The 13593-nt window shown below is 45.9% G+C and carries 11 protein-coding genes; 4 read left to right on the top strand and 7 right to left on the bottom strand.

Going from position 1 to position 13593, the window contains the following annotated elements; translation table 11 throughout:
• The first annotated feature begins 18 nt into the window (after positions 1–18).
• A complete protein-coding gene (locus tag QE357_RS07405; RefSeq protein WP_309706558.1) occupies positions 19–1008 on the top strand; it encodes an alpha/beta fold hydrolase in 990 nt (329 codons plus the stop codon).
• On the opposite strand, the gene QE357_RS07400 is transcribed toward QE357_RS07405, so the two are convergent.
• From QE357_RS07400 to mrdA, 5 genes are all read right to left on the bottom strand, one after another.
• A complete protein-coding gene (locus tag QE357_RS07400; RefSeq protein WP_309706557.1) occupies positions 996–2231 on the bottom strand; it encodes an MFS transporter in 1236 nt (411 codons plus the stop codon). The genes QE357_RS07405 and QE357_RS07400 overlap by 13 nt on opposite strands.
• A gap of 225 nt (positions 2232–2456) precedes the next feature.
• Entirely contained in the window at positions 2457–3230 is a 774-nt protein-coding gene (locus tag QE357_RS07395; RefSeq protein ID WP_309706556.1) for an ABC transporter permease, read from the bottom strand.
• Positions 3231–3257: 27 nt separating this feature from the next.
• A complete protein-coding gene (locus tag QE357_RS07390; RefSeq protein WP_309706555.1) occupies positions 3258–4154 on the bottom strand; it encodes an ABC transporter ATP-binding protein in 897 nt (298 codons plus the stop codon).
• Between the two features lie 97 nt (positions 4155–4251).
• Entirely contained in the window at positions 4252–5535 is a 1284-nt protein-coding gene (gene rodA / locus QE357_RS07385; RefSeq protein ID WP_309706554.1) for a rod shape-determining protein RodA, read from the bottom strand.
• Between the two features lie 39 nt (positions 5536–5574).
• A complete protein-coding gene (gene mrdA, locus QE357_RS07380) occupies positions 5575–7551 on the bottom strand; it encodes a penicillin-binding protein 2 (RefSeq protein WP_106635525.1) in 1977 nt (658 codons plus the stop codon).
• Between the two features lie 483 nt (positions 7552–8034).
• Between mrdA and hslU the strand changes: the two genes are divergently transcribed.
• Both hslU and QE357_RS07370 read left to right on the top strand, forming a co-directional pair.
• Positions 8035–9429, top strand: a complete 1395-nt coding sequence (gene hslU / locus QE357_RS07375) for an ATP-dependent protease ATPase subunit HslU (protein ID WP_106635662.1) — start codon at positions 8035–8037, stop codon at positions 9427–9429.
• Between the two features lie 38 nt (positions 9430–9467).
• Positions 9468–9806, top strand: coding sequence for a DUF3592 domain-containing protein (locus QE357_RS07370; protein WP_106635524.1), 339 nt, complete (start codon positions 9468–9470; stop codon positions 9804–9806).
• 54 nt (positions 9807–9860) lie between these two features.
• On the opposite strand, the gene QE357_RS07365 is transcribed toward QE357_RS07370, so the two are convergent.
• Complete coding sequence (locus tag QE357_RS07365; RefSeq protein ID WP_309706553.1) at positions 9861–11420, bottom strand: DUF5723 family protein; 1560 nt, start codon at positions 11418–11420, stop codon at positions 9861–9863.
• 308 nt (positions 11421–11728) lie between these two features.
• Here QE357_RS07365 and pfkA point away from each other — a divergent pair, with 308 nt between their 5' ends.
• Entirely contained in the window at positions 11729–12703 is a 975-nt protein-coding gene (gene pfkA, locus QE357_RS07360; RefSeq protein WP_106635522.1) for a 6-phosphofructokinase, read from the top strand.
• Between the two features lie 59 nt (positions 12704–12762).
• On the opposite strand, the gene QE357_RS07355 is transcribed toward pfkA, so the two are convergent.
• Positions 12763–13521, bottom strand: a complete 759-nt coding sequence (locus QE357_RS07355; protein ID WP_309706552.1) for a YdcF family protein — start codon at positions 13519–13521, stop codon at positions 12763–12765.
• Between the last annotated feature and the right edge of the window lie 72 nt (positions 13522–13593).

Here is a 13593-nt window from a genome sequence, read left to right as displayed (position 1 = left end):
TTGCCGTATCTTTACTCGATGCCTTTAATTACTCATTCTTCCTATAAAGCCCCCAAGGGATTCAGAAATCCACATTTGTCGACGATTTATCCCAGTACGTTCAGACGGGTGCAGGGGGTAACGTATGTACGTGAACGTTTAGAATTAACGGATGGTGATTTTCTTGATTTAGACTGGAGTTATGCTACCGGAGATCACCTAGATAACACACTGATTTCCAGCACCAAAAGGCCATTAGCAATTATTTCACACGGTTACCTCGGAAATACTACCCGTCACTATGTGCTGGGCGGTGTTAAGTCCTTTAATCTGGCAGGTTATGACACTTTGGCTTGGAATCATCGGGGCTTGGGGGGCACCTGCAACCGACTGGAAAAGATAACTACTCACGGCAGCACGGATGAATTAAAGGAAATCATAAGCTATGCTTTAACGCGAGGTTACACCTCCCTGATTCTGGTAGGCTATAGTAAAGGGGGTAATCAGATTTTGAAATACGCTGGCGAACTGGGGGCTGCTCTCCCCAAGGCTATTCAGGCAATGGTGGCCATTTCTACCCCAACCGATATGGCGGGTAGCATGGCGGTGTGTCGGGGGACGTTTTATGAATGGTATTTTATGCGGAAGCTTCGGAAATTCATGGCTACCCGTCAGCATTTAATACCCCCAACGCAATACGCCGAATTTGCCCGGTATCGTACGCTCGACGACTTCACGAACGAATACGTTTCCCCTTTGTTAGGCTGGAAAAATTACGCGGAAGCCACCTCTGCCCTGCCTTTTGTCGAACACATTCAGGTTCCAACGTTGTTATTAAATGCTCAGAATGACCCCATTCTTTCGCCGAGTTGTTCGCCGGAAGCCTTAGCCCGAAAATCGGATTACCTCTGGCTGGAAACGCCTCAGATGGGCGGTCACTGTGGCTTTTATGAAAAACCGACCGACGGCCTGTGTTGGGCAGATCGTCGGTCGGTTGAGTTCGTTTCGCAACTCATTTATTCCAGGTAATCCAGCTCTTTGCCAAACGTCTCTTCAACGCTCCAGTTGGAAAGGAAGGCCAGTCCCAGGCAAACCAGACCAACCGTCAAAGCCGAACCAATCAGGCCCAACGAAGGAATAAAGCTCTTGAATAACAAACTAATAGGAATAACGGCTCCGCGAACGAAGTTTGGGATCGTGGTGGTTACCGTTGCCCGAAGGTTAGTGCCAAATTGCTCCGAAGACATCGTCACGAACATGGCCCAGTACCCGGCAAAAAAGCCCAACACGAAGCAGAGCCAGTAAAACTCCTGCGAGGAAAGTCCTTGCGAATACATATAATACACCACCAACACCGTCAGCGAAGACAGGTAAAGGTAAATGGCTTTTTTACGACTCCGAATCTGCTGACTGATTAACCCTACAACCAGATCACCGATGGAAAGTCCGGCGTAGAGATACGCAATGGTCAGGTTGGGACGAATGTGCTGAATACCTAAAGCCTTTACCAATTCTGGTGCAGAAAGGACTAATACCGAAATAACATACCAGATTGGAATACCGATGAAGATACAGGCCAGGTACTTTTTAAAGCGTTTCTGATCGGTAAACAAACTCAGAAAATCGCCTTTCTTGACGTTACTATGCTCCGCTTTTTCGAATAAACCGGATTCGTAGGTTCCAATTCGCAGGGTTAATAGAGCCAGTCCCAAGCCACCGCCAATGAAATAGAGGATTCGCCAGTTGGGAATAAATTCGGGTAATAGAGCGGCAAAAACGGCTCCTGAAGCTCCAAAACCCGCCACAATCAGCGTACCATACCCCCGTTTTTCTTTCGGCATGGTTTCATTAATCAGGGTGATTCCTGCTCCCAGTTCACCAGCTAGCCCAACCCCGGCAATAAAGCGTAAGGCGGCATAAATGGTAAGATCGCTGATTAATCCATTGATCGCATTGGCCAGCGAATACATTAAAATAGAGCCAAACAGAACCGACTTTCGGCCTTTCTTGTCTCCAATAACACCCCAAAAAATTCCGCCCAGCAGCATACCAGCCATCTGCCAGTTAAAGAGCGTAGTGCCCTGAGCAAGTAACTGATTTTCAGGAACTCCTAAATCTAATAAACTGGGGTTACGGATGACTCCAAACAGAATCAGGTCATATACATCGACAAAATACCCCAGGGCCGCCACCAGAATGATGGTATATGCGGAACGGGTGGTGCTCGTCGTCAGAGAGCTGGAACTAGACATACTTTTAAGAAGGGGGATGTTAAAATAGCCGCTAAAATTACATGATCTGTAAAGTATTATCCAAGCCGATATTCTTTTTTATTCACTCTTAAGTCCTACTTTTTATTTGGTCAATACTGATTCCCGGATACACTTCCTTCCGTCTCTAATCTATTTGGGTAGTAAACAAAAATCGCCGTGACTAGCTTAATCACTAATCACGGCGAGCCTTATCAAACCTGAGTATTACCCCATATTACGTCGGGAAATATCCAGGTAGCCCAATACATTTAAAACGATGAAATATCCCAGACTAACCCATTCGTGAAGAACCAGAAAATCGTTGGACTTTCTCATAGAGGATAACAAGGGAAATGCATACGGAAACCAGTCCACGTATTTCCATTGCTGCATTATTAACACACTGGATAATACGATACCCATCAGGGCAATACCAATAGGCACAATGATATTTTTGATACGGGTAGCCAGCCAGTAATGAATGCCTGAAACTCCCAGGGTGGCAATAAAGGTTTTAACAATAAATTTCAAAATGATATCAAAGCTGGGTATATGATTCGCAAAACCATAGTTAGAATCTATGAGAGCTAAAATCCCTCCGGCTACCAGCGTTAAGCTATTAAAAACCAGAAAATGCAGGAGAATCAAGCTTTGGATGAGGAGTATCTTCCCAACCCAGACGGAACTTTTCGGGAATGGTTGCGTGAATACATACTTCCAGGTGTTGGAACGATGCTCGATATTGACAATCAAGCTGTTCATAAGTACCGCGTAAAAAGGGATAAACACCGCAATTTCAGCCTGCCAGCAACGCCCGATGAATAAATCCCAGGCATTTATTTTCGCTCCAACGTAACCAATTTCAGGTTTGGACAAGTATCCGATAAAGAGAATTGCTGGAGCAAAAAGTGATCCAATAAAGGTTAGCCATAGGGCCGAAGTATTTCGCGTTTTCAGGATTTCAATCCGAAAGGAAGCAGGTATATAACTTAATAACATCGTTTTGTGAAGGTGAAAGATTGATAATCAGCGGGTAATATTCAGGAACATTTCTTCCAGGTCAGCTCCCTGAATGTTTAGTTCGTACACATCAATTCCAGCCGTTACTAGTGAATGATTAAGAGCCGCGACCTGAGCTTTACTTTCAAAAGGAACGGTTAACTTACCTGCCACTAGCTGAGGTTTCAGTTCCGACAAAATTGACTGAGCCTGTTCGTGATTATTGGTATCAATATAAATCATTCGCTGCTGTGCCTGAGCCGTTTGAAGCTCCTGAATACTTCCCTGAAAAAGCAGATTACCCTGATGAATAATTCCTACATGCGTACACATCCGCTCGACCTCTGCCAGCAGGTGACTTGACACGAAGAAGGTAATTCCTAAATCCCGATTCAACTGTTTAATCAGCTCCCGCATTTCAATGATTCCACCCGGGTCGAGGCCATTGGTAGGTTCATCCAGAATCACTAACTCAGGTTGATGAAGTAAGGCCATGGCCAGCCCCAGCCGCTGTTTCATTCCGAGCGAATAGGCCCCGGCTTTTTTAGTAGCCGCGTGCTCCAGCCCTACCATTGCCAGTACTTCGTTAATTCTGGATGCGGGCTTCTGCGTATAGTGTCGGGCAATTTCAAGATTTTGTTTACCCGTCAGGTGCAGGTAAAGGGAGGGCGATTCGATGAGGGAACCTATTTTCTGAAATAAGGCACTTCGGTTGGATCCCAACTCCTGTCCGAAGATTTCAACCGTACCAGATTTTGCCTGCAATAGTCCTAATATCAGCCGGATGGAGGTGGTTTTACCGGCTCCATTGGGTCCTAAAAATCCAAATATGGATCCTTGCGGCACCTGGAGATCAATACTCCGGACGATGGGCTGATCTTTTCGAAAATAAAATTCAAGTTGTTGAGTTTGAAGGATTACCATAGGTATAACGGATTGTACATGCCATTATACAAAGATCCTCTATAGCTGAATATTCCTTTGGGCTGAAAGGCTCCATAAAAGTTCTGACGGCAAGCCTCTAAACCCGAGACATAATCAGTGAACGCTGGGAGTCGAGTTTTAAAAAGATGAAAAGCAGGATGGTAAACGACCATAACCCCGAACCTCCATAACTAAAAAAGGGCAGCGGAATACCGATCACAGGCATGAGTCCAATCGTCATGCCTATGTTAACCAGAAAGTGAAAAAAGAAGATGGATACTACCCCATACCCATACACTCGGGCGAACTTAATTCGCTGTCGTTCAGCGAGAAATATTAAACGAAGAATTAAAGCTATTAACAAGCCAATGACCACGAGGCTCCCGAAAAATCCGTGTTCTTCCCCTACTGTACAGAAGATAAAGTCCGTACTTTGTTCGGGCACGAAATCAAACTTCGTTTGTGTGCCTTGCAAGAAGCCTTTGCCAAAAACGCCCCCCGAACCAATTGCAATTTTTGACTGAATGACGTTCCAGCCCGCCCCCCGTTTATGGCTGTTGGGATCAATTAATACCTCTATCCGTGAACGCTGGTGCGGAGCGAGAACATTATGGATGAAGAAGTCGGTAGCCCAGACTACGGCCAGACAACCCACATAAATAAGTCCTATGGTAACATACGTTTTCCGAGTTCGCTCATACCGGGGCATAAAGAATAAGACCATACCAGCAATGACAGCAAGAACAATGGCGATAGTCAGGGTATCGACCGTAAGAGCCAGAATCAGTAAGGTCGCTGAAACGATAATAATGGAGGGGTAAATGCCCGGTAACCCTTCCCGATACAGCATCAATACCAGCCCAACAATCACCAGCGTTTGTCCCGTTTCTCTCGATAACAGAATCAGCAGAATGGGAATTAACATGAAAATCGCCACCGTAAACTGATCCTTAAACTTGGCTAAATTCGTTCCCGGCGTGCTCAGATACTTGGCAATGGCCAGGGCAGTAGCCATCTTGGCAACCTCCGCCGGCTGAAAGCCAACCGGCCCGATTCTAAACCACGAGTGCGAACCTTTAATATCAGCCCCCAGAACCAGAACGCCAACGAGTAATAAGAGAATAAAGCCGTAGATATAAAAAGCAAACGTCTCCCAGAATCGGTAGTCAATCACCAGAATGGCGATAATAAGTAATACCGAAAAACCCGCAAAGACCAATTGCTTACCTGAGTTTGTCTCAAAATTAAAGATACTTATGGGTTGCTCGGGGTTATATACGGCGGCATAGATATTCAGCCAGCCGATTACCACACAAGCCAGGTACAGGGCTATCGTAACCCAGTCAATTCGATTTAAAATGCTATTCTCGCGAGAAGCCAATTTCGTAGGGTATTAGAATCAGTGAAGTACCTGCGGCGATCAATATAAATCGGACAGGAAATCGTTAACTGAGAAATTCGGTAGTGCCTTGGGGGTTGCCGGAATGGCAATTACTTTACCGTTTTGCACGATGAGCGTTTGCTTCCCTGCTTCAGGCTTTGCCAGCAACTTTTTCTTTTTTGACGGTTCGGGTAAACGTAACAAATACTTATTCATCATTTCCCGTTCCAGGCCTTTGTGCGTTACCGTGCCTTTGATATACTTCTCGGCTACCATCATGGCAATGGGAGCAGAAGTTGTCCCTCCCCACCGGCCATAATCGACGATGGCCGCGATAGCTATCTTGGGGTTATTCCGGGGGGCGAAGCAGATAAAAACCGAGTTATCATCCTGACCGGGGCGGTTTTGAGAAGTACCCGTCTTTCCACAGATTTCCAGATCAGGAATCACTGCCGCCCGCATCACCGTACCGTTCCGCACCGCGTCTGACATGCCTGCAATCAGCGTCTCGAAGTGCCGGGTGTCGATGTCCACTGAATGTTTTTCCCGGTATTGCGGGAGCGGATCGTTTTTCGGAGAACCCACGGCCCGCACCAGGTGCGGGGTAATATACCAGCCTCGATTGGCAATAATAGCCGCTACATTAGCCAGTTTAGTGGGGGTAACCAGCAACTCACCTTCCCCAATCCCTACGGAATAAATATTGGAAAATTTCCAGTTATTCTCCCCTTTGTTTCGCTTGTTGTAGTAATCAACGTCGGGTAATAAGCCCGTTTTTTCGTAAGGTAAATCTACCCCCAGCTTCTGACCGATTCCAAATTTTGCAACCCGATCATGCCAGCGGGTTAAGCCCACTTTCGATTTTTTGTAAACGTCTTTTTCGTCGTTGTTATAGATAATCCGACGAAATACGTGATAAAAATACGGGTTACAGGAAAGCTGAATGGCCCGGTGCAAGTTACTCGAACTTGCACCACAGTGGCAGTTCATCCGAATGCCGGAGTGACCTAATACCGTACTGGGGCTAATGGCCCCATCCTGTAATCCGACCAGTGTTTCAATGGTCTTAAAAGTTGACCCCGGACGATACGTTCCCTGTAAAGCCCGGTTTAACAAGGGATTAAAGGGATTCAAAGCCAACTTGGCGTAATTCTTCGAATAGTTACGTCCTGACAACAATTTAGGGTCGTACGAAGGCGAGGAAACCATAGCCAGAATCTCTCCCGTATTGGGCTCAATCGCAACCAGACTTCCTGATTTATTCTGAAATAAACTATCCGCGTATTGCTGTAAATCCAGATCGATGGAAGTATAGAGGTTTTTTCCGGCGATGGGCGAAATATCCGCACTTCCCCCCTTCCAGGGCCCTTTCACAACACCGTGTACATCCTTCATGATGTACTTCATGCCGCGTTGCCCCCGCAGGGTTTCTTCGTAATAACGCTCCAGTCCACTCTGACCGATGTAATCCCCCTGACGGTAGTAACTCTCACCTTTTTCTTCCTGGTCTTCCAGTAATTTAGGACTTACCTCCGCTACATACCCCAGGGCATTAGCCATAGTGGAAGTATTATACGTTCGGAAAGCACTGGTTTCAAAGGTAAAGCCGGGGTAGTCTACCATCGCATCCTGAATGCGGGCAAAGTCTTCTACCGATAATTGACGCATGAATAAAGACGGCTTGAACTTGGAATACGTCCGAGCCACCGAATACATGCTATCAAACTGCATTTTCGTAACACCCAGCAGATTACATAACCGAAGCGTATCCGGTATTCGGGCTTTTTTAGGCGTGATGTATAAGTCATAGGTAGGGGTGTTATACACAATCAGATTACCCTTACGATCATAAATTTGACCACGATACGGGATCTGTACTACCTTCTCAATTGCATTATTCACGGCAGCTTCCGAGTACCCCTCGTCCACCACTTGTAAGTAAAATAACTTCGCCAGATATACAAGGGCCACCAGCACTACTACCCCTTGTATGATTCCTCTTTTAACTTCTTGCATATTTCCCCGAAAAATTCTCGGAATCAGTCAATTTCCTTTACAAAATTTGTAGTTTTTAAAGGATTTGGCAAGTGGAAAGTTCAAACTTTATAAAATTTAATTTGAACACCCTAAAGCCGATCTAAGCTCTAACGAAGAAGGTACTTCCGTTATTTCAGAGTTATTCCTCATCCGCGTTTCGCTCGCCCGTGCTTTTCTACTCGACAGTAACGGTTCTCCAGGCTTTTCCTGACAAATTTTCCGATTTACAGTTTGAATTTACTTACTTTAAAAAAGTTATTGAAAGAGGCCACCAAACAACCATAACAAACTATTATTCAGTTGTTTACCAATAAATCCTCATCAAGTAAATCCTCAAAATTTTGACCATTTAAACAAAAATAGTGAGGTATCCAGGTTGCTAGAATAATATTTGTAAGTAAAAGTGAATATGTGAAAGAGTCAGGCTTTGCCCTGGGCTCATGGAAAGAAAACAGCATTGGAATGTCAAAAAATCTCGAAGCTCTTACGCCCCGCCAGATTGTAGCGGAATTGGATAAATACATTATTGGACAACACGAAGCGAAAAAGAACGTAGCCATTGCCCTGCGAAATCGCTGGAGACGCATGAACGCTCCGGCAGAAATGCAACGGGAGATCATGCCGAACAATATTCTGATGATTGGACCCACGGGTTGCGGTAAGACCGAAATTGCCCGCCGTCTGGCTCAACTGGCTGATGCTCCTTTCACGAAAGTGGAAGCGTCCAAATTTACCGAAGTAGGGTATGTAGGCCGCGATGTTGAAAGCATGGTTCGCGACCTCGTAGAGCAGGCCATTCATATGGTTCGGGCAGCCAAGAAAGAATCCGTAAAAGAGCGGGCGGCTCAGGCTGTGGAAGAAGTGATTCTGGATGCCCTCATTCCTTCGGTGAAACAACCCGCGGGCTTCCACCCTCATTCGGCTTCTATTACTTCCGAAAACATTGAAAATGCGTCAGACGCCGAACTGAACGAACGCACGCGGGAACGTTTTCGGGAAAAAATCAGATCCGGCGAGATTGATGAACGCAAGATCGACATCGACGTACAGCAAAGTGCTTCGCCGAACATTGGCGTCATGGGCGGCCCGATTGACGATAACTCCATGATGAACATTCAGGAGATGATTTCCGGCATGATGCCCAAACAGCGGAAGAAACGCAAGGTAACCATTGGCGAAGCCAAGCGAATTCTGCTGGACGAAGAAGCCGCCAAACTCATCGACATGGATGAAGTGAAGGACGAAGCCATTCGCAAAGCAGAAAATCTGGGAATTATTTTCATTGATGAAATTGATAAAGTAGCGGCCAAAAGTGGCGGCTCCGGCCCGGACGTTTCCCGCGAAGGGGTGCAACGGGATTTATTACCCATCGTAGAAGGCTCCACTGTCAATACGAAGTACGGGGTTATTCACACGGATCACATCCTGTTTATTGCCGCCGGTGCCTTCCACGTTTCGAAGCCCAGCGATCTTATTCCTGAGCTTCAGGGTCGTTTCCCGATCCGCGTAGAATTACAGCCCCTAACGCAGGCCGATTTTGTTCGGATTTTACAGGAACCCCGCAATGCCTTAACCCGTCAGTATGAAGCTATGCTTCGGGCCGAAGGCGTGGGATTAACCTTCAATGACGAATCACTTCAGGCTCTGGCGGAAGTCGCCTTCCAGCTTAATACCGAAGTAGAAAACATCGGTGCCCGCCGATTACAGACCGTAGTAAGTCAGTTGTTGAATGATGTATTATTTGACATTCCCGACCAGATTGGTCCCAATGCTCAGGTAGTAGTTACGAAAGAACTGGTCGATCAACGGCTGGCCGGACTGGTGCAGAACCGCGATTTGAGTCAATATATTCTTTAAATCAAAAGGAGAGCACCCCTCTCCTTTTTTACCCGACCATGGTTGTTTTTGGAGTTATCATTATTATTCTCGGAGGCATGGCCTTCATGATTGGCTGGACGATTTTGAATAAACGTCGGGACTGGATGAAAAACACCGCCCGCGTATTAGGACTGGTTGAAGAAGACCGGATTGTCTATGAAGTGGATGGAAAAAGCTATGCTCTTCGGGTAACCAGCACCAATATCAAAGGCCGCAGTTTACCCATTCGGTATTCGCTTCAAAATCCGGGTCAGGCTCGGGTGGATGCTCCTTTGGCAACCTGGCTGGCTCCGGCCTTTTTTATGTTACTCGGCTCAGGCTTACTCCTGACGGGCATTGGCATGGTGAAGGGTTAATCACATGCATCACCTAACAAAAGAGCCGGCTGAGAAATCAGTCGGCTCTTTTGTTTATCTCCTTTTATTCTTCAGAAAACCAAAAATTCCTCTCTTCTCGGTTTCAGGGTAACACTTCAATTGTGATTCTGGCGGTTTGCGGTAAATCGGAATCTGTAGGCCGAAGTGAAATTCCATGCCTTTGGGGTTACCAATATTGAACGTAGGAAGGATGTTATCAGAACCCACATACAAAATTCCGGCTCTCGCTCCAATCCCCATTGCTACCCGGCTGTAGTTGTCGGTTAATGAAAACGGTACGGCTACTTCAAACCATTTGGCTTCATATCGAGGCGTAACCGCCAGTAGAGACGGCATCGTAAAGTTTACATTCCTGTTCGAAACAAATCCTTGTATAACCATTGCATTTACATAAACCTTGTCCTTTACCAGATAGTCCACGCTGGCCTGCAAACGGGTTGGTAGCAGCGTTCGGTAAACAGAAACCTGATCCTCAGGCGATGACCTCAAAGTTTGATTTAACCCATCCATGACTCCTGGTAAGCCCGGCGACTGGCGAAAGTTGCTTTCATTCAGAATCAGCCCTGACCTTTGTAAATCATAAGCTTCTACATAGTTGGGGTTTTTATACGAAACCCGGCCAATGTCCAGCAGGGAAACACTCACCCGATACAGATATTTATTCTTGCTATTATCCTTCAGCATTTGCCCTTTTTCACGGTAGGAATACTTTCGAACATCCGGACGGTATTCATATACGAAACCCAGATCTGCTCCCCAGCCACTGCCCGCCGAGGCATTTCCTAATAACCAGGCGGGACTAAAACTGGCATTACTATAGGCTCCTTCGTTCGTCATTCCATACTGAGCCGAGAGATTGTTCAGCCGAACGTAGGCTCCATTAGGTACGCTGGGATCGGTGATGTACTCATAGTTAATATTCTGACCATGAATATGGGATTGCTGTAAACTGATCAGACGTTTGGCGGTAATACCTACTTTGATAAACTCTTCCTCATCATCCAGCAGCACCCGGGCGTAGGTTCCCGAAAGTTCAACCAGAGCATTGGTATTAGCATGTAAATGAGCCCCAAAATCCTCAGGTTCAATTCGACCACTGACGACCGTTCCGTTTTTCAAAAGCCTTGCTACGGATTCAGAAACGTTCGTGGCGGCAGCTCCTACCCTCAGGCGAGAGTTGATGGAGATTGCATTTTTGTTGTTAATCGTAAATAGCACACCAGGGCCCCGAATTTCGGCCCCAGCCCGAACGTGCTTGTCTCTTCCGTTTAACTTCTCCCGCAAATATTCCTGATCCCTGAAAATAATGCCGTTATTTGGCCCCCGGTATTTAGAAGGTACGGTATTGGTCATCATCTGAAAGGGCGAATAAGGAGCCTGCCATACCAGATAATTATTGTAGAAGTACGTTTCAAAACCCGCTAGGTGAATTTGAACCTTATAACGAGAGTCAGCAGCCGTAGCCGGATTAAGGTAAACACCATGCACGCCGGCGTAATTACTGCTACTCTGACCGAGTAAAAACTGGGCTTGCACCCGTTCACCTGAGGTGATACTGAAAAGTATTAAAATAATGGGAAGGACTCGTTTCATACGCACAGACCCTATCACTTTGGCTTGAGCTTCGGGTAAAAGGCAAAAGATTTTATTGGATTTATTTAAGAACGATCATTTAGGTGGATTTGTTGAAAAGACCTGATAAACTTGTTTATAGGTACTTAGAATTCAGCAAAAAAAGTTTGTTTCTTATTAAATTACCATGAACTCCCGGTTTTTTAAACTTCACTAAACCAATAGACTGAAAGAAGCTGTAAATTTGCAGAAAGTTTAGAGGGAACCTAGTGAAAATTTTCCAAAATCCCATTTACAACCAATAATTAAACACGGGCTTGACCACAAATATGAAGCGTATTGCAGTGTTTACCTCCGGAGGAGATGCTCCAGGCATGAACGCCTGTATCCGGGCGGTAGTCCGGGGAGCGATGTACCATAAAGTAGAAGTTTTTGGTATTCGTCGGGGGTACAGCGGCATGATCGAAGGCGATATCTACCCTATGACATCCCGCGATGTCTCTAATATAATTCAACGAGGCGGTACTATTCTGAAATCGGCACGCTCTCGTCGCTTTATGACGCCAGAAGGCCGTCAGGAGGCTTATAATAATCTTAAAGCACTGGGTATTGAAGGTTTAGTAGCCATTGGTGGCAATGGAACCTTCACCGGAGCAGAGATTTTCTTTAACGAATTCAAAATCCCTACGGTAGGTGCTCCTGGTACCATCGATAATGATTTATACGGAACGGATTATACCATTGGTTACGATACAGCGGTAAATACCTCCCTCGATGCCATCGATAAAATTCGTGATACGGCTGATTCTCATGATCGCGTTTTCTTCATCGAAGTAATGGGTCGTGACTCGGGTTATATTGCGATTCAGTCAGGTATTGGCGGCGGAGCCGAGTTTGTAGTGGTTCCCGAAGATCATTCTGAACCCGTTTCTGCAGTTATTAAAACGCTGAAACAAGGTTTTGTAAAGAAAAAATCTTCTTCTATCGTTGTGGTAGCTGAAGGTGAGAAGGAAGGTCGTGCGACCGAAATCGCCGAAAAAATCAAGAAAAGCATCGACGTTGAAGTAGACATTCGCGTAACTACGCTGGGTCACATTCAGCGGGGTGGTGTTCCTTCAGCTCAGGATCGTATCCTGGCCAGCCGTTTAGGTCTGGGAGCCATTGAAGGCTTACTACGTGGACAGAAAAACGTAATGACAGGCGTAGTCAATAACCGTCTGGTTTATACGCCTTTCATTGAATGTATTACCAAGGATAAGCCCATCTCTGACGATCTGCTCCGAATGGTTCACATTCTTTCTTAAGATCAAAAAGAGCTGGCAGGGTTTCCTACCAGCTCTTTTTGATCTTTCTTGGAACTGCATTACGCATAACCCAACACCGAATACACGACATAGCCCAGCATTTCGTGCACAACCCGATAGAGGCAATACAGGTTATACTCTTTCGGAACCAGTAATTGATCCAGCGTATATAACTTGTCACTTGCGTAAAAATCCGTTGGGTAAGGGCTTATCTTGAGATTAACTTTTTCGAAGCAGCCTACGGCCCTCCGCATGTGATAGGCAGAGGTGACTAAAACGATTTTCTGCTCCTTCCCCCCTAATAACTTCGCAGTATTAACGGCGTTTTCCCGCGTGTTACGTGAGGTTCCTTCTAGCATAATATCTGCTTTCGGCACACCTGCCACTTCCAGTAAGTACGCGGCAGCCCTACCTTCCGAAGCCGAATCCGCCTGAGCGGAGACTGAGCCCGAACCACCAGAAATGAGAATTTTTTTGACCTTCCCTTCTTTGTATAAAAATAGAGGCTGAAGAATCCGATCGGCGGAATTTCCAAAAAACATCTGGTCACCTTTCTTGTCGGCAATGCCTCCCGTTAGTACCACCGCCAAATCGTATTTTTCCTGAGGCCCCATCGTTCTTGGAGCGTACTCCCACATACGTAAAACCTGATTTACAAAAAAGCCATTACTCATCACGTACAAGCCAATCAGGGTAGCAATCACCGCCCGTTTTCTGCGTCGGGGTGATTGAGTTGACACAGCCATCACCAGTCCGTAGAACAGAAAGCTGATGGGCATTAATAGGTAAAAGAAAATTTTAGAGAGTATAAAGAACATAGATTATGAAGGTTTTCGTTGTAGGAAAAAGGGCTTCCTTAGCAAAGGTCCGCAACTTTATTCGATTAACCC

Source organism: Siphonobacter sp. SORGH_AS_0500, from assembly GCF_031453245.1.
Classification (GTDB): domain Bacteria; phylum Bacteroidota; class Bacteroidia; order Cytophagales; family Spirosomataceae; genus Siphonobacter.
This window is presented reverse-complemented; position numbering and strand designations above follow the sequence as displayed.

What these genes read in the sequence shown, in the direction of transcription:
- pfkA (WP_106635522.1), top strand. Translation starts at nt 11,729, where the DNA reads ATGAAGCGTATTGCAGTGTTTACCTCCGGAGGAGATGCTCCAGGCATG.
- mrdA (WP_106635525.1), bottom strand. Translation starts at nt 7,551, where the DNA reads ATGCAAGAAGTTAAAAGAGGAATCATACAAGGGGTAGTAGTGCTGGTG.
- QE357_RS07355 (WP_309706552.1), bottom strand. Translation starts at nt 13,521, where the DNA reads ATGTTCTTTATACTCTCTAAAATTTTCTTTTACCTATTAATGCCCATC.
- QE357_RS07405 (WP_309706558.1), top strand. Translation starts at nt 19, where the DNA reads ATGCCTTTAATTACTCATTCTTCCTATAAAGCCCCCAAGGGATTCAGA.
- QE357_RS07400 (WP_309706557.1), bottom strand. Translation starts at nt 2,231, where the DNA reads ATGTCTAGTTCCAGCTCTCTGACGACGAGCACCACCCGTTCCGCATAT.
- QE357_RS07390 (WP_309706555.1), bottom strand. Translation starts at nt 4,154, where the DNA reads ATGGTAATCCTTCAAACTCAACAACTTGAATTTTATTTTCGAAAAGAT.
- QE357_RS07365 (WP_309706553.1), bottom strand. Translation starts at nt 11,420, where the DNA reads ATGAAACGAGTCCTTCCCATTATTTTAATACTTTTCAGTATCACCTCA.
- hslU (WP_106635662.1), top strand. Translation starts at nt 8,035, where the DNA reads ATGTCAAAAAATCTCGAAGCTCTTACGCCCCGCCAGATTGTAGCGGAA.
- QE357_RS07370 (WP_106635524.1), top strand. Translation starts at nt 9,468, where the DNA reads ATGGTTGTTTTTGGAGTTATCATTATTATTCTCGGAGGCATGGCCTTC.
- QE357_RS07395 (WP_309706556.1), bottom strand. Translation starts at nt 3,230, where the DNA reads ATGTTATTAAGTTATATACCTGCTTCCTTTCGGATTGAAATCCTGAAA.